15 protein-coding genes and 1 pseudogene are annotated in these 16,317 nt (G+C 62.4%); 3 read left to right on the top strand and 13 right to left on the bottom strand.

All coding sequences use genetic code 11. From position 1 onward, the window contains the following. Positions 1 to 19: 19 nt before the first annotated feature. The 12 genes and pseudogenes from WDB86_RS00490 to WDB86_RS00435 all read right to left on the bottom strand — a co-directional run bounded on the left by WDB86_RS00490 (position 20) and on the right by WDB86_RS00435 (position 11,147). Complete coding sequence (locus tag WDB86_RS00490) at positions 20 to 421, bottom strand: hypothetical protein (protein ID WP_339107707.1); 402 nt, start codon at positions 419 to 421, stop codon at positions 20 to 22. Between the two features lie 12 nt (positions 422 to 433). Beyond that, the gene (gene nuoG, locus WDB86_RS00485; protein ID WP_406736289.1) at positions 434 to 2,467 is read right to left on the bottom strand and encodes an NADH-quinone oxidoreductase subunit NuoG; all 2,034 of its coding nucleotides are present in this window, start codon (positions 2,465 to 2,467) and stop codon (positions 434 to 436) included. A 63-nt stretch (positions 2,468 to 2,530) separates the two neighbouring features. Next, complete coding sequence (locus WDB86_RS00480; protein WP_406736288.1) at positions 2,531 to 2,851, bottom strand: hypothetical protein; 321 nt, start codon at positions 2,849 to 2,851, stop codon at positions 2,531 to 2,533. Continuing rightward, on the bottom strand, positions 2,848 to 4,143 hold the full coding sequence (nuoF, locus tag WDB86_RS00475; RefSeq protein ID WP_339107710.1) for an NADH-quinone oxidoreductase subunit NuoF: 1,296 nt from the start codon (positions 4,141 to 4,143) through the stop codon (positions 2,848 to 2,850). The genes WDB86_RS00480 and nuoF overlap by 4 nt, the downstream gene beginning before the upstream one ends. A gap of 101 nt (positions 4,144 to 4,244) precedes the next feature. Then, positions 4,245 to 5,015, bottom strand: coding sequence for a hypothetical protein (locus WDB86_RS00470; protein WP_406736287.1), 771 nt, complete (start codon positions 5,013 to 5,015; stop codon positions 4,245 to 4,247). 85 nt (positions 5,016 to 5,100) lie between these two features. Next, positions 5,101 to 5,967: pseudogene (gene nuoE / locus WDB86_RS00465) on the bottom strand (NADH-quinone oxidoreductase subunit NuoE); the annotation flags it as partial. Then, on the bottom strand, positions 5,967 to 7,205 hold the full coding sequence (locus WDB86_RS00460; protein WP_406721009.1) for an NADH-quinone oxidoreductase subunit D: 1,239 nt from the start codon (positions 7,203 to 7,205) through the stop codon (positions 5,967 to 5,969). The gene WDB86_RS00460 and the pseudogene nuoE, both read right to left, overlap by 1 nt. 34 nt (positions 7,206 to 7,239) lie before the next feature. Further along, a complete protein-coding gene (locus tag WDB86_RS00455) occupies positions 7,240 to 7,884 on the bottom strand; it encodes an NADH-quinone oxidoreductase subunit C (RefSeq protein ID WP_339107714.1) in 645 nt (214 codons plus the stop codon). Between the two features lie 12 nt (positions 7,885 to 7,896). Further along, positions 7,897 to 8,430, bottom strand: coding sequence for an NADH-quinone oxidoreductase subunit B family protein (locus WDB86_RS00450; protein WP_339107715.1), 534 nt, complete (start codon positions 8,428 to 8,430; stop codon positions 7,897 to 7,899). Continuing rightward, entirely contained in the window at positions 8,421 to 8,786 is a 366-nt protein-coding gene (locus tag WDB86_RS00445) for an NADH-quinone oxidoreductase subunit A (RefSeq protein ID WP_339107716.1), read from the bottom strand. Before WDB86_RS00445 ends, WDB86_RS00450 begins: the two co-directional genes overlap by 10 nt. A 410-nt stretch (positions 8,787 to 9,196) precedes the next feature. Beyond that, on the bottom strand, positions 9,197 to 10,390 hold the full coding sequence (locus WDB86_RS00440) for a DegT/DnrJ/EryC1/StrS family aminotransferase (RefSeq protein WP_406736286.1): 1,194 nt from the start codon (positions 10,388 to 10,390) through the stop codon (positions 9,197 to 9,199). A 76-nt stretch (positions 10,391 to 10,466) separates the two neighbouring features. Next, entirely contained in the window at positions 10,467 to 11,147 is a 681-nt protein-coding gene (locus WDB86_RS00435) for an HAD-IA family hydrolase (protein WP_339107718.1), read from the bottom strand. Positions 11,148 to 11,286: 139 nt separating this feature from the next. Here WDB86_RS00435 and glmU point away from each other — a divergent pair, with 139 nt between their 5' ends. The 3 genes from glmU to WDB86_RS00420 are packed head-to-tail and all read left to right on the top strand — an operon-like array spanning position 11,287 to position 15,363. Then, positions 11,287 to 12,648, top strand: a complete 1,362-nt coding sequence (glmU, locus tag WDB86_RS00430) for a bifunctional UDP-N-acetylglucosamine diphosphorylase/glucosamine-1-phosphate N-acetyltransferase GlmU (protein ID WP_406736285.1) — start codon at positions 11,287 to 11,289, stop codon at positions 12,646 to 12,648. 4 nt (positions 12,649 to 12,652) lie between these two features. Then, positions 12,653 to 14,467: a glutamine--fructose-6-phosphate transaminase (isomerizing) gene (glmS, locus tag WDB86_RS00425; protein ID WP_406736284.1), complete on the top strand. Its 1,815-nt coding sequence runs from the start codon at positions 12,653 to 12,655 to the stop codon at positions 14,465 to 14,467. Further along, a complete protein-coding gene (locus tag WDB86_RS00420; RefSeq protein WP_406721013.1) occupies positions 14,464 to 15,363 on the top strand; it encodes a DNA alkylation repair protein in 900 nt (299 codons plus the stop codon). The genes glmS and WDB86_RS00420 overlap by 4 nt, the downstream gene beginning before the upstream one ends. A 99-nt stretch (positions 15,364 to 15,462) precedes the next feature. Here WDB86_RS00420 and WDB86_RS00415 read toward each other — a convergent pair whose 3' ends face one another. Continuing rightward, positions 15,463 to 16,236 carry a gamma-glutamyl-gamma-aminobutyrate hydrolase family protein gene (locus tag WDB86_RS00415; protein ID WP_339107722.1) on the bottom strand — a complete coding sequence of 258 codons (774 nt, stop codon included), beginning with the start codon at positions 16,234 to 16,236 and terminating at the stop codon, positions 15,463 to 15,465. Positions 16,237 to 16,317: the final 81 nt, after the last annotated feature.

The raw sequence follows: 16,317 nt of genomic DNA, 5'->3' as shown, positions 1-16,317 counted from the left end.
TTCCTCAGATCGCCTTCTCTTAAACCGTCGGGATGCCACGATCAGCGCAATCGGATACCGTCACTTCGGCATCGATGGTGCGCAGACCCCGCGGCAATGCGGGTGAAATTGTGTAAACGGCATCTGCCCGCCAGAGACCGTCCTTGTCGTCAAGGGTCGTGCGGATATGCCGCGCGAACCCGAAGCCCCTGATCAGGGAATATTGTGCCGCAGCGCAGGCCGCGAAATCGGTTGCCGCCTCGGCGGTTGCCCCCTTACCGCCCACGGATGCCCTGAATTCGACCAGATCATCCTGTAGCAGGCGGGTTTCAACCGGCTGGTAGGTCACGTCCCGATACGTCCCTTTTGCCGAGGCACAGGCCGACAGACCGACCAAAAGGCCGGTTGTGGCAAGCGCGATCTGGCAAAGGCTGGGGCGCATCGGGCGGGGTCCTTATTCAGCGGCCAGTTGGGATTTCGCACGTTCCTTGGCACCGGCGGAAAGCTCCGCCATCAGCACCGAAGCCCGTGCAATGGGGTTGGTCAGATAATAGTCGCGGAAGGGGGCACGGAAGGTCGCCTTGCCCATGTCGCGGATCTCGACCGGCGTCCAGTCGCTTTCGACAACCTCGTCCACGCGTGCGAGATGCGGCACGGCGGCCACCATCGCACGGCGCAGACCGGCCAGCGTATCCCAGCCCTGTTTCGCGCCCAGCTCGGCGGAAAGCGCACGCAGGATCGCCCAGTTTTCCTTCGCCTCACCCGGCGGGTAAGCGGCGCGGAAGGCAAGCTGCGGACGGCCCTCGGTATTGACGAACAGACCGTTTTCCTCGGTGTAGCAGGCGCTTGGCAGGATGATATCGGCGCGGTTCGCACCGCGATCGCCGTGGCTGCCCTGATAGATGACCAGCGGGCCACCCTCGGAACGCGGCGCGATCTCGACCTCATCAGCACCAAGGTTATAGATCACCTCTGCACCCTCGATCGCCACCGGCAGACCGCCCATGGTAACAGCCCCCACATCCATCGCCCCCACACGGCCAGCCGCCGTATGCAGAACCAGAAGCTTCGAATTGCTGTTTTCCGCAAGCTTCATCGCATGGGCCAGAACGGCCTCGCCATCCGCCTCGCACAGCGCGCCCTGCCCCACGATCACAAGGCTGGGTTTCTCTTTGGTCTCGTCCGAGATCTCGCGCGAGGACAGGCTTTCCAGCGCCGCGCGATCGGTGCCGACATGGGCGTAATCATAGGTCAGATCGACAGCCTCACCGACCAGACCGATCTTCGCCCCATTCAGCCATGCCTTGCGCAGACGCGCATTCAGCACCGGCGCTTCGACGCGCGGATTGGTCCCGATCAGCTGGATCATCTTGGCATTGTCGATATCGGCGATCGTCGCATTGCCCACATAGGCCGAGCGATTGCCAACCGGCAGACGCGCGCCATCGGTGCGGCATTCCACCTTACCACCCTGCGCCTCGATCAACTGTTTCAACGCGAAGGCCGCTTCGGTCGAGGCCAGATCGCCAACGAGGCCCGCAACCTTCTTGCCCTTGATCGCCGCTGCGGCCGCTTCCAGAGCCTCGGGCCAGCTGACGGGGGTCAGCTTGCCATCTTTGCGGATATAGGGCTTGTCCAGACGCTGGCGTTTCAGCCCGTCCCAGATATAGCGCGACTTATCGCCCAGCCACTCCTCGTTCACCGCGTCATTATTGCGCGGCAGGATCCGCATGACCTGACGGCCTTTGGTATCCACGCGGATGTTCGACCCAAGCGCATCCATCACGTCGATGGATTCGGTCTTGGTCAGCTCCCACGGGCGGGCGGTAAAGGCATAGGGCTTCGACACCAGCGCGCCAACGGGGCAAAGATCAACGATATTGCCCTGAAGATTGCTGTCGAGCGTCTGGTCCAGATAGGAGGAAATCTCGCTATCCTCGCCGCGTCCGGTCTGGCCCATCTGGGTGATGCCCGCGACTTCCGTCGTGAAGCGCACGCAGCGGGTGCAGGAGATGCAGCGCGTCATATGGGTTTCGACCAGCGGGCCGAGGTTCAGCTCGGTGGCCGAACGCTTGGGCTCGCGATAGCGCGAGAAATCGACGCCATAAGCCACCGCCTGATCCTGAAGGTCGCATTCGCCGCCCTGGTCACAGATCGGGCAGTCGAGCGGGTGGTTGATCAGGAGGAACTCCATCACACCCTCGCGCGCCTTCTTCACCATCGGCGATTTGGTCTTCATGACCGGCGGCTGGCCTTCCGGCCCGGGCCGCAGATCCTTGACCTGCATCGCGCAGGAGGCCGTAGGTTTGGGCGGGCCGCCCACGACTTCCACCAGACACATCCGGCAGTTGCCCGCAATCGACAGACGCTCGTGATAGCAGAAACGCGGAACCTCGATACCGGCTTCCTCGCAGGCCTGCAGAAGCGTCAGGCTGCCATCCACCTCGTAATCGGTGCCATCAATATTGATTTTTCTGAGGTCTGCCATGTCACAATCCGTCAGTATGCTCGGGCGCGGCAATCCGCGCGGTGATATCTGTGCGAAGGGCCATCATTTACAGCCCCCCGGAAAGACCCAGGTTCCGTTGCTGAAACTGTCATCCAGCCCCGAATTGACCCCCTGCGCGCCACACCAGCGGCTGAGGACTTTCTTGGCCTCGGCCCCCTCATCGGCGGCGAAGGGCGCCCCGTCGCGCATGACGATCAGCCCCGAAGGCGATTGCGCGATCTGGTACCCCGCAGGCACCGCACGCGCCGCGCCATCCACCAGTGCATCCGGACCATCAAGAGGCTTGTCGCCACATGCCGCAAGCGCCAGAAGCGCACTGGCAAGGACAGCCCCGCGGGCGATATGAGGGAAGCTCAGGGTCATTCTGCCGCAAACGCCCCCATGCGACCGGTCTTACGGGCCTTGATCCGGTCTTCGATCTCTTCACGGAAGTTACGGATCAGGCCCTGGATCGGCCAAGCCGCCGCGTCGCCAAGGGCGCAGATGGTGTGGCCTTCGACCTGTTTGGTGACCGATTGCAGCATGTCGATCTCTTCGATCTCGGCATCGCCGGTCACAAGACGGTCCATCAGGCGGCTCATCCAGCCGGTGCCTTCACGGCAGGGCGTGCATTGGCCGCAGCTTTCGTGATGGAAGAATTTCGACAGGCGCGCCACCGCTTTGATGACATCGGTGTTCTGGTCCATCACGATCATGCAGCCCGTGCCGAAGACCGATTTCTTGTCGCGCATCCCGTCGAAATCCATGATCGCGTCTTCGCACATCGAGGCGGGCAGGATCGGGCAGGACGCGCCGCCCGGAATAACCGCCTTGAGGTTTTTCCAGCCACCACGGACACCGCCGCCATGTTTCTCGATCATCTCGCGCATCGACAGGCCCAGCGTCTCTTCGACAACGCAGGGCGTGTTCACATGGCCCGAGAAGCCGAACAGCTTCACGCCCACGTTGTTGGGGCGGCCAAAGCTTGCAAACCACTCCGGCCCGCGACGCAGGATCGTGGGCGTTACCGAGATGGATTCAACGTTATTCACCGTGGTCGGGCAGCCATAAAGGCCCGCGCCTGCGGGGAATGGCGGCTTCATGCGGGGCATGCCCTTCTTGCCTTCGAGGCTTTCCAGAAGCGCGGTTTCCTCGCCGCAGATATAGGCACCGGCCCCGTGATGCAGGAAGACATCGAATTGATAGCCCGAGCCGCAAGCATTCGGGCCAAGGAAGCCCGCGTCATAGGCCTCGTCGATCGCGCGCTGCAGCGCCTCTTTCTCGCGGGTATATTCGCCGCGCTGGTAGATATAGGCCGCGCGCGCGCCCATCGCATAACCGGCAACCAGCGCCCCTTCGACCAGACAATGCGGGTCGTGGCGCATGATCTCGCGGTCTTTACAGGTCGCGGGCTCGGATTCATCGGCATTGATCACAAGGAAGGACGGACGGCCATCGGTTTCCTTCGGCATGAAGGACCATTTCAGACCGGTCGGGAAACCTGCACCACCACGGCCACGCAGCCCCGACGCCTTGATCTGGTCCACGATCCAGTCGCGCCCATTGGCCAGAAGACCGGCGGTATTATCCCAATGCCCGCGTTTCATCGCGCCAGCCAGCGACTGGTCATACATCCCGTAGAGGTTGGTAAAGATCCGATCCTGATCTTTCAGCATGTCACTTTCCTCACTTCCCTGGCCCTTTGGCCGGCTGTTACCGGATTTCCGGCGGCAGATGCGCCGTTCCGACCAGCGCGGTATTGTAATCGAGCTAACGCTCAGTAATCATTCGTCTTCGCGCGTGCAAGAAAGGCCTCTTTGCCTTCCTCCACAATCAGCTTGGCCTGTGCGACCCATTTATCCCGCGTGCAGCGCCCCTTGAAGCGCGGCACATTGGCATCGGCATAAGCCACCTGTGCAGGCCCCCAAGCCGCGATCTGGTCGTAATGCCAGATCCCCCAGCTGTTCAAGCGCTCTTCCAGTTTGGGCCCGATCCCCTCGATCAGCTTGAGATCGTCGCCCTGCCCGTTCCGCGGTGCGGCAATCCCTTGCGGTGCCTCGCCCGGATCTGCGGCCCCCTCGGCGGGATCCGCCTCTTCGGCATCCTCCTCGTCCGGATCGACCCAGCCGGGCTGGTCCTTCTGGTGACGGATGCGGCTTTCCGCCGTGGCCGCGATGATATCGACCTTGTCCATATGCACCTTGGCCTGCGATTCTGCCGCGTCCAGACCGTCGGCCAGCTTTTCGCTCAACTCGGCGGCAGGCTCGCTTTTATGCGTATAGGCCACCACAGCGTCATGATTGACCGAATGCATCGGCGGGACGGCACGCGCCGCTTTGCCTACCTCGATTTCGGCCTCCTGCAGATCCAGTGTCCCGTCCATGAAGGCCCAATTCAGAACCCCGCGAAACAGCGCCCCTGCCACGATCCCCAAAAACAGTGCCGCAAGAAAACCCGAGCTAAGAGTGAACAAGAAGACGATAACACCCAGAACAGCACCCCAGAGGGTCACTGTTTTCTGCGCTTGGCTCTTCATTTCGTTCATCATGCGCGTCAGGCCTTTCGGGCTGCGGAGAGGGCCATGCCCCTAACGGGGCACGGGGCGTGAATTAAAGCGGCTTGGACTCTTCGGTCGGCTTCCCTTTGGAATCGGCCTCTGCGTCCTGCTCGGTGATGCCGTGGGTGCTTGCAGGCACGCCATGTGCGGGGCGCGGAGCACGGGCAGCCGCCTGCTGAGCGGCAGTTTTCGGACGCGGCTGGGTGCCCATCAGGCCCACAGGGCCAATCTGGCCCGTCGCCTGCCACGGCGCGGTCAGCGGCACTTCGGTGCCATCGATTTTCTTGATATAGGTGCCATATTGCAGCGCGATCGAAGTGGTCGCGTTATGGGCTTCCTTATCGCCCGGAACATCGACACAGGCATTTGGGCCGGTCTTCGGTTCCGACGAGAAGCGCCCGATGCGCGACCCCGGAGCCGGACGCTCGCCCGCTTTCAGCTGGTCGATCAGGGTCGACATGCTCTCTTCCGAGAGGTCTTCATAGTAATCGCGGCCAATCTGGGCCATAGGCGCATTGGCACAAGCGCCAAGGCATTCGACCTCTTCCCAAGACAGGGTGCCATCTGCCGACAGCTCATGCGGGTTGGGCGCGATCTTTTCCTTGCAGACCTTCATCAGGTCTTCCGACCCGCAGATCATGCAGGACGTGGTGCCGCAGATCTGGATATGCGCCACCGACCCAACAGGAGCCAGATGGAACATGAAGTAGAAGGTCGCAACCTCAAGCGCCCGCATATAGGGCATTTCCAGCATATCCGCGACATATTCGATTGCCGGACGGCTCAGCCAGCCCTCTTGCTCCTGCGCGCGGAACAAGAGCGGAATGATGGCCGAGGCCTGACGCCCGACCGGATATTTGGTCATCTGCGCCAGCGCCCATTCATGGTTGGCGGGCGTGAATTCGAAGCTCTCGGGCTGTTCGTGATGTAGACGGCGAAGCATTAGCGGTCGACCTCCCCGAACACGATATCCATCGTGCCGATGATTGCGGCCAGATCGGCGAGCATATGGCCCTTGCCGACATAGTCCATGGATTGCAGGTGCAGATACCCCGGCGCGCGGATCTTCGCGCGGTAAGGTTTATTGGTGCCATCGGATTTGAGGAACACGCCGAACTCGCCCTTGGGCGCCTCGACGGCGGCATAGACCTCGCCTGCCGGAACCTTGAACCCTTCGGTGTAAAGCTTGAAATGGTGGATCAGGCTCTCCATCGAGGTTTTCATATCGCCGCGTTTGGGGGGCGTGATCTTGCCACGAGCCAGAACATCGCCCTTTTCCACGCGCAGCTTATCCAGCGCCTGACGGATGATCTTCACAGATTCGCGCATCTCGGCCATACGGACCAGATAACGGTCATAGCAGTCGCCGTTCTTGCCCACGGCCACGTCGAAATCGAATTCGTCATAGCATTCATAGGGCTGGCTGCGACGCAGATCCCATGCAAGCCCCGAGCCACGGACCATCACGCCGGAATAGCTCCAGTCGAGAATGTCCTGTTCGGTGATGATGGCGATATCCACGTTCCGCTGCTTGAACACGCGGTTTTCGGTGATCAGCGTGTCGATATCGTCGAGCTTGGCCGGAAATTCCTTGGCCCAGATGTCGATATCCTCGATCAGCTCGGGCGGCAGGTCCTGATGCACGCCGCCGGGCCGGAAATAGGCCGAGTGCAGACGCGCGCCACAGGCCCGCTCGTAGAAGATCATCAGCTTCTCGCGTTCCTCGAAGCCCCAGAGCGGCGGCGTCAGCGCGCCCACGTCCATAGCTTGGGTCGTCACGTTCAGCAGGTGGTTCAGCACGCGGCCGATCTCGCAGAAGAGCACGCGGATCAGCGAGGCGCGACGCGGCACTTCGGTCCCCGTCAGTTTCTCGATCGCCAGACACCATGCATGTTCCTGATTCATCGGCGCGACATAATCGAGCCGGTCGAAATAGGGCAGGTTCTGCAGATAAGTGCGGCTTTCCATCAGCTTCTCGGTGCCGCGATGCAGCAGGCCGATATGCGGGTCCACACGTTCCACGATCTCGCCGTCAAGCTCGACAACCATCCGCAAAACGCCGTGCGCTGCGGGGTGCTGGGGCCCGAAGTTGAGGTTGAAGTTGCGGATGCGCTGTTCGCCGGTCAGGGCGTCCTGCGTGCCGTCGTCATAATGGTTCTGCCGGATATCGCCGTCCATCATGCGCCCATCTCCATCGCAAAAGTCTTGATGTGCATCACTTCGCCCCCGCCTTCTCGTCGCCCGGAAGGATGTATTTCGCCCCTTCCCACGGGCTGAGGAAGTCGAACTGGCGGAATTCCTGCACCAGTTTGACGGGCTCGTAGACCACACGTTTCTGCACCTCGTCCCAACGCACCTCGACATAGCCGGTGGTCGGGAAGTCCTTGCGCAGCGGGTGGCCACGGAAGCCGTAATCGGTCAGCAGACGGCGCAGGTCGGGATGGCCCGAGAACAGCACGCCGAACATGTCGAAGACCTCGCGCTCGAACCAGTTGGCGCATTTATGCACCTCGGTGATCGAGGGCACCATCTCGTCGATGCGGACCTCGGCCTTCACGCGGATGCGCTGGTTGCGATACATCGACAGGAACTGCCAGACCATATCGAAGCGCTTCGCGCGCTCGGGGTGGTCGACCGCCGTGATATCGGTCAGCGAGGAGAACATACAGTTCGGGTCTTCCTTGAGGAAGGCCACGAAATCCTCGATCCCCGAAAGGGTCACGTTCACCGTCAGCTCGCCAAAGGCGATCTCGGTGGAAATCACGTCATCGGGGCGACGGGCCTCGATATGGGCGGCCAGCTCGGCCAGCGCATCAAGGCGGGCGTCCTGACGGGCGTCGGTTTGCAGATCATCGGTCATAGCCTGCCCTCCTTAGCGAACCAGCGTGCCGGTACGGCGGATTTTGCGTTGCAGCTGCAGCAGACCGTAAAGCAGCGCCTCTGCGGTGGGCGGGCAGCCCGGCACATAGATATCGACCGGAACGATGCGGTCGCAGCCACGCACGACCGAATAGCTGTAGTGGTAATAGCCACCGCCATTGGCACAGGACCCCATCGAGATCACATAGCGCGGCTCGGGCATCTGGTCATAGACCTTGCGCAGCGCGGGTGCCATCTTGTTGGTCAGCGTGCCGGCCACGATCATCAGGTCCGACTGGCGCGGCGAGGCCCGCGGCGCCATGCCGAACCGTTCGACGTCATAGCGCGGCATGGAAGCCTGCATCATCTCCACGGCGCAGCAGGCAAGACCGAAGGTCATCCAGTGCAGCGAGCCATTGCGCGCCCAGTTGATCACATCCTCGGTCGAGGTCAGCAGGAAGCCTTTGTCCTGCAACTCTTTGTTGATGGCCTGCGTCGCGAACTCTTTGTCCACGGCGGCGGTATTGGCAGAGGTCATCACGCCCATTCCAGCGCCCCTTTCTTCCATTCATAGGCAAAGCCCACGGTCAGCACGCCAAGGAACACCATCATGGCCCAGAAACTGGTCATAGAGATATCCTGGAACGCCACCGCCCACGGGAACAGGAAGGCCACTTCGAGGTCGAAGATGATGAAAAGGATCGACACGAGATAGAAGCGCACGTCGAATTTCATCCGCGCGTCATCGAATGCGTTGAAACCACATTCATAGGCCGAGACCTTTTCCGGGTCAGGATTGCGGATCGCAATGATCGCGGCTGCCCCCAGAAGCAATAGTGCCAAGGCAATGGCAACGCACAGAAAGATGAGGATGGGAAGATATTCGCGCAGGTATTCGTGCACTGTCTGGCTCCCTAGACTCGCGACGTTTCGTCGCGCCGGTTCAAGCTGCGGTGAGCAATAGACTCGTGTCGCTCCGGGGTCAACAGATGTCGGGTCTATTTCGTATATTTCAGGGCAGTCATTTTAGATAAGAAACCCTGAAAAAGCGAATATCGACAATAAGATCCGAAGCAAACCGATCAGTCCAACTCACCGCTCAGGATATGGCATGAGAGCTAACGAGCAAGCGTGAATCGACCGTTTACGGCGAAATGTTTTCCTCTAAAATATGCATTTATTAACCCTATTTTCCGCAAATGGCTTGTTTCACAGGGAAAATTCCATGTTGAAATCCCGCGAAATTCTTTGTCGCAGGTGTTTCATTTCCGGATCACCCGCCCCGAGACGGCAAAGGATGCACAACTTCCGGTTTATATCGCCCGTGTTTTTTGCAGCTCTTCGCGCAGAATACGGGCGATCAGCGCGATATCGTCCAGATCGAAGCTCAAAGGCAGCCGCAGATCGAGCAATCCGGCCAGAATGGCATTGCTACGTGGCAGGGATTGGGGCGGAACATAGTGCCAGCTCTCATGACGTGACGTAAAACCCATCGGCTCCTTCGCGCCGAACCATTTCAGCTCGACCCCGCGCGCCAGACAGCGCGTCACAAAATCCACAACCATAGGGGCGCTAAAGGCGGGCAGGCGGAACTGGAATGACGATCCCACATAGGATTCGCCCTCGGCACGCGACACCAAGGCCAGCCCCTGCCCCCCTGCAAGCTCGGCTTCCAATCTCTGGTAAAGGCGATTCCATCGTGCGATCTGCTGCGGCAGATCGGCCAGTTGCGGGCGCAGGATCGCCGCGCGCAGGTTATCCATCCGCCCCGAGACGTTGGGCGTGTCATATTTCGACTGCTCGAAATAGTCGCTGGCGGGGGCAGCGCGGTGGCGCGGATAAAGCATATAGCTGCCCGACAGCAGGATCGCCCGCGCCATCACCTGCGGATCGTCACTGACCAGCAATCCGCCCTCGCCCGAATTCATATGCTTGTAGGTCTGGGTCGAATAGCAGCCGATCACCCCATGCCGCCCCGAAGGCACCCCCTTCCACGCCGCCCCCATCGTATGGGCGCAATCCTCGATCACCGTCAGGTCATGGCGGCGGGCAATCTCCATCAGCCGGTCCATGTCGCAGATATGGCCGCGCATATGGCTCAGCAGCAGCACCCGCGCCTGATCGGCCTTGGCCTCCAGATCGTCCAGATCGATCACCAGATCTTCCGTGACCTCGACCAGCACCGGCACGCCCCCCACCGCCGCAATCGCGCCGGGCACAGGCGCCAGCGTGAAAGCATTGGTCAGCACGTGCTCGCCCTGCCGCACACCAATCGCCCGTAAGGCGCAGCCCAGAGCATAGCCCCCCGATGCCACCGCCAACGCAAAGCGCGCGCCGGTGAAATCGGCAAACTCGATCTCGAGATCGGCCACTTCGCCATATTCGCCCGGAAGGGTGTTATAGCGGTGCAGCCGCCCGTGGTGCATCACCTCGACGGCGCGGGCGATGGCCGCCTCGGGGAGAGGCTCCTGCTGGGTGAAGGGCTTGGTAAAGATCTCGTCAGGCATCGGCCATGCTCCAGAGTTCGGCGGAAAATCGGCACCATTCGGCGGGCGGCACAACGCGCAGCCGCCGCCCCGCCCCTCAGCCCTGTGGACGCGCGGGCAGAAGCTGCGCGACCAAAGCGGGCAGGATCGTATAGCTGGCCATCGCCGCCTCGGGTTCCAGACGCAAGATAGCCTCGCCCTCGGGTCCGAAAGTGACCAGCACACAAGGCACCCCCACGGCGGCGGCGGTCTTCCGGTCCGTTTCGGTATCACCGATCAGGACCGATTGCGCCACAGCCCCCCCTGCCCGCTCGACTGCCGCAAGATAGGGGGCGGGGTCGGGTTTGCGGGTGGGCAGGGTATCGGCCCCGATCAGCGCATCGAACAGAGGCGCAATGCCAAGCTGATCCACCAGCTTCACCGCAAGGCCTTCGGGCTTATTGGTGCAGATGGCGGTTTTGTACCCCGCCTCGCGCAGCGCCTCTATCGCCGCCACCACACCGGGATACAGCGTGGTGTGGACGCAGATATGGGCGTCGTAATGGGCCAGAAGGCGGTCGAAATCGGCATCGATGGCCGCCTCAACATCCTCATGGCCCAGCCGCCCGAACCCCTCGCGCAGCATCGCCCGCCCGCCATGAAAAGCGATCACCGCATCGTCCAGCGGATGCAGCACCGGCGCATAGCCGCGCGCCACGAAACAGGCATTGGCCGCCGCGATAAGATCCGCCGAGGTATCGGCCAATGTGCCGTCCAGATCGAAGACAACCGTCTGCATGCAGTCCTTCCTGCCCCGAAGCCGGGGCGATGTTGAAACACGCCGAAAGACGACGTGATGATCAGGCACCTTGCGGCCCGTTGCACTATGGGTAAAACGGGGATGAGCAGAAGAAAAGGCCAGAAGAAAAGGCAGAGCTATGGCAAACGCGCTGATTATCCTTGCTGCCGGGCAAGGCACCCGCATGAATTCCGACCTGCCGAAGGTGCTGCATCAGGTGGGCCGCGCGCCTCTGGTCGCGCATGCTTTGGCCGCAGGACGCGCGCTGGAGCCCGAGCGGATTATCGCCGTAACCGGCCACGGGGCCGATCTGGTGGAGAAGGCGGTCGCCCAATGGGCACCCGATGCGCAATCTGTCCGGCAGGCCGAGCAGCTTGGCACCGGCCATGCTGTGGCACAGGCGCTGCCGCTGCTGGAGGGCTTCGACGGGCGCGTGATCGTGCTCTATGGCGACACACCCTTCATCCGCCCCGAAACGCTGGATGCGCTTGCCGCCTCGGATGCGGCGGTTGCGGTGCTGGGCTTTGTGGCCGCCGATCCGGGCCGTTACGGACGCCTGATCGCGCAGGGTCCCGCGCTGGAGCGGATCGTGGAATACAAGGACGCCTCCGAAAGCGAGCGGGGGATCCGGCTATGCAATTCCGGCGTCATCGCCTGTGATGCGGTGCTGCTGACCGAGCTGGTGCAGGGCTTGGGCAATGACAATGCGGCGGGCGAATATTACCTGACCGATATCGTGGGCGCGGCGCGTGCCCGCGGCCTGAGCGCCGAAGTGGTCACCTGCGACGAGGCCGAGACGCTGGGCATCAACACCCGCGCCGAACTGGCCCGTGCCGAGGCCCTGTTCCAGACCCGCCAGCGCAACGACGCTCTGGAAAACGGCGTCAGCATGGCCGATCCCGACAGCGTCTATTTCGCACTCGATACGTATCTGGGCCGCGATGTGACCGTGGGCCCGAATGTGGTGTTCGGCACGGGGGTCACCGTTGAATCCGGCGCCTCCATCGAAGCCTTCTGCCATCTTGAAGGCTGCCATATCTCGCGCGGGGCCACTATCGGGCCCTTTGCCCGCCTGCGCCCCGGCGCGGAACTGGCCGAGGATGTCCATGTGGGCAATTTCGTCGAGGTCAAGAATGCGACGCTGGCCGAGGGGGTGAAGGTCGGCCATCTGACCTATCTGGGCGATGCCGAGATCGGCGCGCGCACCAATATCGGCGCGGGCACCATCACCTGCAACTATGATGGCGTCTTCAAACATCGCACGGTAATCGGGGAAGACGCGTTTATCGGCTCCTCGACCATGCTGGTGGCCCCCGTGACCATCGGTGCGCGCGCGCTCACCGGATCGGGGTCGGTGATTACCAAGAATGTGCCCGATGACGCCCTTTCCGTGGCGCGTGGCCAACAGGTCAACAAACCCGGTCTGGCCCGCAAACTGATGACCATGCTGCGCGAGGAAAAAGCCCGCCGCGCCGCCGCGAAATCCGAAAAGAAAGGCTGAGCCCATGTGCGGAATCATCGGCGTGCTTGGCACGCATGAAGTCTCCCCCCTTCTGGTCGAAAGCCTCAAGCGGCTGGAATATCGCGGCTATGACAGCGCGGGCATCGCCACCATCAACGAAGGCCGCCTTGACCGCCGCCGCGCGGTGGGCAAGCTGGTCAACCTCTCGGATCTTCTGGTGCATGAACCGCTGCCGGGCAAAGCCGGCATCGGCCATACCCGCTGGGCGACCCACGGCGCGGCGACGGTGACCAATGCGCATCCGCATCGCTCGGGGCCGGTGGCGGTGGTCCATAACGGCATCATCGAGAACTTCCGCGAGCTGCGCGCCGAGCTGGCCCAAGCCGGCATCACCCCCGAAACCGAGACCGACACCGAAACCGTGGCCCAGCTGACCCGTCTGATGATGGACCGCGGCATGCCCCCGCGCGAGGCAGCCGTGGCCACGCTGGCCAAGCTTGAGGGCGCCTTCGCCCTTCTGTGGCTGTTTGACGGCGAGGACGATCTGATGATCGCCGCGCGTAAGGGCTCGCCTCTGGCGATCGGGCATGGCGAGGGCGAGATGTTCGTGGGCTCGGATGCCATCGCGCTGTCGCCGATGACCGACCGCATCACCTATCTGGAAGAGGGCGATTATGCCTTCATCACCCGTCAGGGCGCGGAGATCTTCGACCACGCGGGCCGCCGCGCCAATCGCGATGAGGCCCGTATCGATCTGGGCCAGACCCGCGTCGAAAAGGGCGGATACAAGCATTTCATGGCCAAGGAGATCGCCGAGCAACCGGTGGTTCTGGCCGATGCGCTGACCCATTATCTGCGGGGCGACAGCCTCAACCTGCCGGAAAGCGTGGATTTTTCCGGCACCGAGCGGCTGACGCTGGTGGCCTGTGGCACGGCCTTCTATGCCTGCCAGACCGCGAAATACTGGTTTGAAAAGCTCGCGGGCATCCCCTGCGAGATTGATGTCGCCTCCGAGTTCCGCTACCGCGAGCCGCCGATGCCCGCGCGCTCCACGGCGCTGTTTGTCAGCCAGTCGGGCGAAACCGCCGATACGCTGGCCGCGCTGCGCTATTGCAACGAGAAGGTCGAGAAAACCATCGCGGTGGTCAATGTCCCCACCTCCACTATGGCGCGCGAGGCGGGCATCGCCCTGCCGATCCATGCGGGCGTCGAAGTGGGCGTGGCCTCGACCAAAGCCTTCACCTGCCAGCTGCTGACACTCGGCATTCTGGCACTGAAGGCGGGTCTGGATCGCGGCCATCTCAGCCCCGAAGACGCCCGAAATCATATGCAGGCCCTGCGCGCCCTGCCCGGCCTGATGAATGCAGGCCTCGGCATCGGCGAGAAGATCGCCGAGCTGTCGGGCCAGCTGGCCGAGGCGCAAGACATCCTCTTCCTCGGGCGCGGCCCGCTGTATCCGCTGGCCATGGAAGGCGCGCTGAAGCTGAAGGAAATCAGCTATATCCACGCCGAAGGCTACGCCAGCGGCGAGCTGAAACACGGCCCCATCGCGCTGATCGAACGCACGGTGCCGGTGATCGTCTTCGCCCCCCATGACGGGCTTTTCGACAAGACCGTCTCCAATATGCAAGAGGTCATGGCGCGCCACGGCAAGGTGCTTCTGGTCTCCGATGCCCAAGGCCTCTCCGAGGCCTCCGAGGGCACATGGGCCACGCTGCAGCTGCCGGAAGTGCTTGAACCATGGGCGCCGATCCTCTATGCGCTGCCCGCGCAACTTCTGGCCTATCACACCGCCATCGCTAAAGGCACCGATGTGGACCAGCCCCGCAACCTAGCTAAATCGGTGACCGTCGAATGAGCCGCAAACGTGGGGGCCGCAAAGGCCCCAAACCCGAAATCCTGCAGGACGATGGCACCCGCCTCTCGCCCGAAGAAACCGCAAAACTCAGCGCCGAGGCCGAAGCCTATGCCGCCTCGGATGCCGATTACGAGTTCTTCGAGGAAGAGGCCGAGCCGGAAGACACCCTCGCACCGCCCAGCATCGAAGATGCGCTCTATGCCCTCGAGGCATGGGCCGATGCGGAACGCGCCGCACAACTGCAAGCGCAAACCGGCACCAGCTGCCGCGTCATCGGCGTAACCGCCACCGGCCTCACCGATATGGCCGCCATGTGGCGCGAGGCGCTGGACAATGAAGGCCGTGTCAGCCTCGCCAATGAGCTTTGGCAATCGGGCATCTATGAGGCCCGCATCGCCGCCACCAAGCTGCTGACCCAAGCCCGCATGCGCCCCGACGATATGGCGTGGCAACTGCTGACCCGCTGGATCGAAGAGGCCGATTGCTTCGCCCTGATCGACGCGCTCAGCAAGCCAGCGGCCAAACGCCTGCAGGCCAATCTCGCGCGCCTCAGCCAGCTTGACGCATGGGCGAATGAGGGCCAGCCCCTCTCCGAAGACCTCGACGAAGCGGTCGAACAGCCCCAAGGCCCGATCGGCCCGAAGCTCGCCATCTTCCTGATGACGCGCCCCTATACCAAGCTGCGCAACCCCAAACCCGAAGACCACCGCGTACAAGACCACCTGCTGACACTGGCCGCACGTCTGGCACCGGGCGCGCCGGTCGATCTGTCGCGCGCCATCGGCCGCTGGCTGGCAGATCTGGCAAAATTCGAACGCGCCCGCGTCGAACATTTCCTTGCCACACAGGAACATCTGCCGCGCACCCTGCGCCGCGAAGCCCAGAACGGCCTCTGAGTCCAGCTGCCAAAAATATCCTCGGGGGATGAATTTCATATTCCCCGAATATGAAAGAAGGGGGCGAGATCGCCCCCTTTTCCACATCTGCCACCAAGATCAGGCCACTTTCACCGCACCACGCCGCGCAATCGCCCACGACCTCACCGAATGACCAAAGGCCTCGAACAGGGGCCGCGACACAGGGTCCTGCGCCGCCCGATGCTCGGGGTGCCATTGCACCGACATGGTAAACCCGGGCGCGTCTTTCACATAGATCGCCTCGGCAGTGCCATCATCGGCCCGCCCCTCGATCACGATGCGAGGGCCCGCTTCCAGAATGCCCTGACCGTGCAGCGAATTGGTTTCCACCTCTTCCGCCCCGAAGAGCCGCGCAAATCGCCCCCCTGCAGCAAGCGAGACCTTGTGCCGGTTGGAAAACCCTTCCTCCAGCGACACATCCACAGGCATCCGGTGATTGCGCCGCCCCGGCAATTCGCGGATCTCGGGATGCAGGGTGGACCCCATCGCCACGGCGATTTCCTGAAAGCCGCGGCAGATCCCGAAAATCGGCTGACCGGTCGCTACACAGGCCCGCACAAGCTCCAGTGCAATGGCATCGCGCTTGCGGTCAAAAGTGCCATGCGCCTCGGTTTCCTCATCGCCATATTCGGACGGGTGCACATTCGGGCGCCCGCCGGGCAGAAGGAAGCCGTCACAGCTTTCCATCAGTTCGGCCACCGTCATCCAGCCGGGGTCGGGCGGAATGATCATCGGGATACAGCCAGACACTTCCGCAATCGCCTCGGACACCATGGTGCCGGTCTCGTGCACCGGAAAACGATCATTGATCAGCGCGGTGTTGCCGATAATGCCTACGATGGGTCTGGTCATGCCTGCTCTCCTTTGCGGTCAAGCTAAGCGGGAAGGTTTCGCAAGAAAAGGCTTCATATGCGCAACAAATGTGCGCCACGG

It is taken from the genome of Thioclava sp. GXIMD4215 (assembly GCF_045291555.1).
GTDB classification, from domain to species: Bacteria; Pseudomonadota; Alphaproteobacteria; order Rhodobacterales; family Rhodobacteraceae; genus Thioclava; species Thioclava litoralis.
The sequence above is the reverse complement of the archived record's forward strand: the minus strand, read 5'-3'. Positions and strand labels throughout refer to the sequence as shown.

Bases quoted from the DNA above. Each gene is read 5' to 3' on its own strand.
- WDB86_RS00490 (WP_339107707.1), bottom strand. From the start codon at position 421: ATGCGCCCCAGCCTTTGCCAGATCGCGCTTGCCACAACCGGCCTTTTG.
- nuoG (WP_406736289.1), bottom strand. From the start codon at position 2,467: ATGGCAGACCTCAGAAAAATCAATATTGATGGCACCGATTACGAGGTG.
- WDB86_RS00480 (WP_406736288.1), bottom strand. From the start codon at position 2,851: ATGACCCTGAGCTTCCCTCATATCGCCCGCGGGGCTGTCCTTGCCAGT.
- nuoF (WP_339107710.1), bottom strand. From the start codon at position 4,143: ATGCTGAAAGATCAGGATCGGATCTTTACCAACCTCTACGGGATGTAT.
- WDB86_RS00470 (WP_406736287.1), bottom strand. From the start codon at position 5,015: ATGATGAACGAAATGAAGAGCCAAGCGCAGAAAACAGTGACCCTCTGG.
- WDB86_RS00460 (WP_406721009.1), bottom strand. From the start codon at position 7,205: ATGATGGACGGCGATATCCGGCAGAACCATTATGACGACGGCACGCAG.
- WDB86_RS00455 (WP_339107714.1), bottom strand. From the start codon at position 7,884: ATGACCGATGATCTGCAAACCGACGCCCGTCAGGACGCCCGCCTTGAT.
- WDB86_RS00450 (WP_339107715.1), bottom strand. From the start codon at position 8,430: ATGGGCGTGATGACCTCTGCCAATACCGCCGCCGTGGACAAAGAGTTC.
- WDB86_RS00440 (WP_406736286.1), bottom strand. From the start codon at position 10,390: ATGCCTGACGAGATCTTTACCAAGCCCTTCACCCAGCAGGAGCCTCTC.
- WDB86_RS00435 (WP_339107718.1), bottom strand. From the start codon at position 11,147: ATGCAGACGGTTGTCTTCGATCTGGACGGCACATTGGCCGATACCTCG.
- glmU (WP_406736285.1), top strand. From the start codon at position 11,287: ATGGCAAACGCGCTGATTATCCTTGCTGCCGGGCAAGGCACCCGCATG.
- glmS (WP_406736284.1), top strand. From the start codon at position 12,653: ATGTGCGGAATCATCGGCGTGCTTGGCACGCATGAAGTCTCCCCCCTT.
- WDB86_RS00420 (WP_406721013.1), top strand. From the start codon at position 14,464: ATGAGCCGCAAACGTGGGGGCCGCAAAGGCCCCAAACCCGAAATCCTG.
- WDB86_RS00415 (WP_339107722.1), bottom strand. From the start codon at position 16,236: ATGACCAGACCCATCGTAGGCATTATCGGCAACACCGCGCTGATCAAT.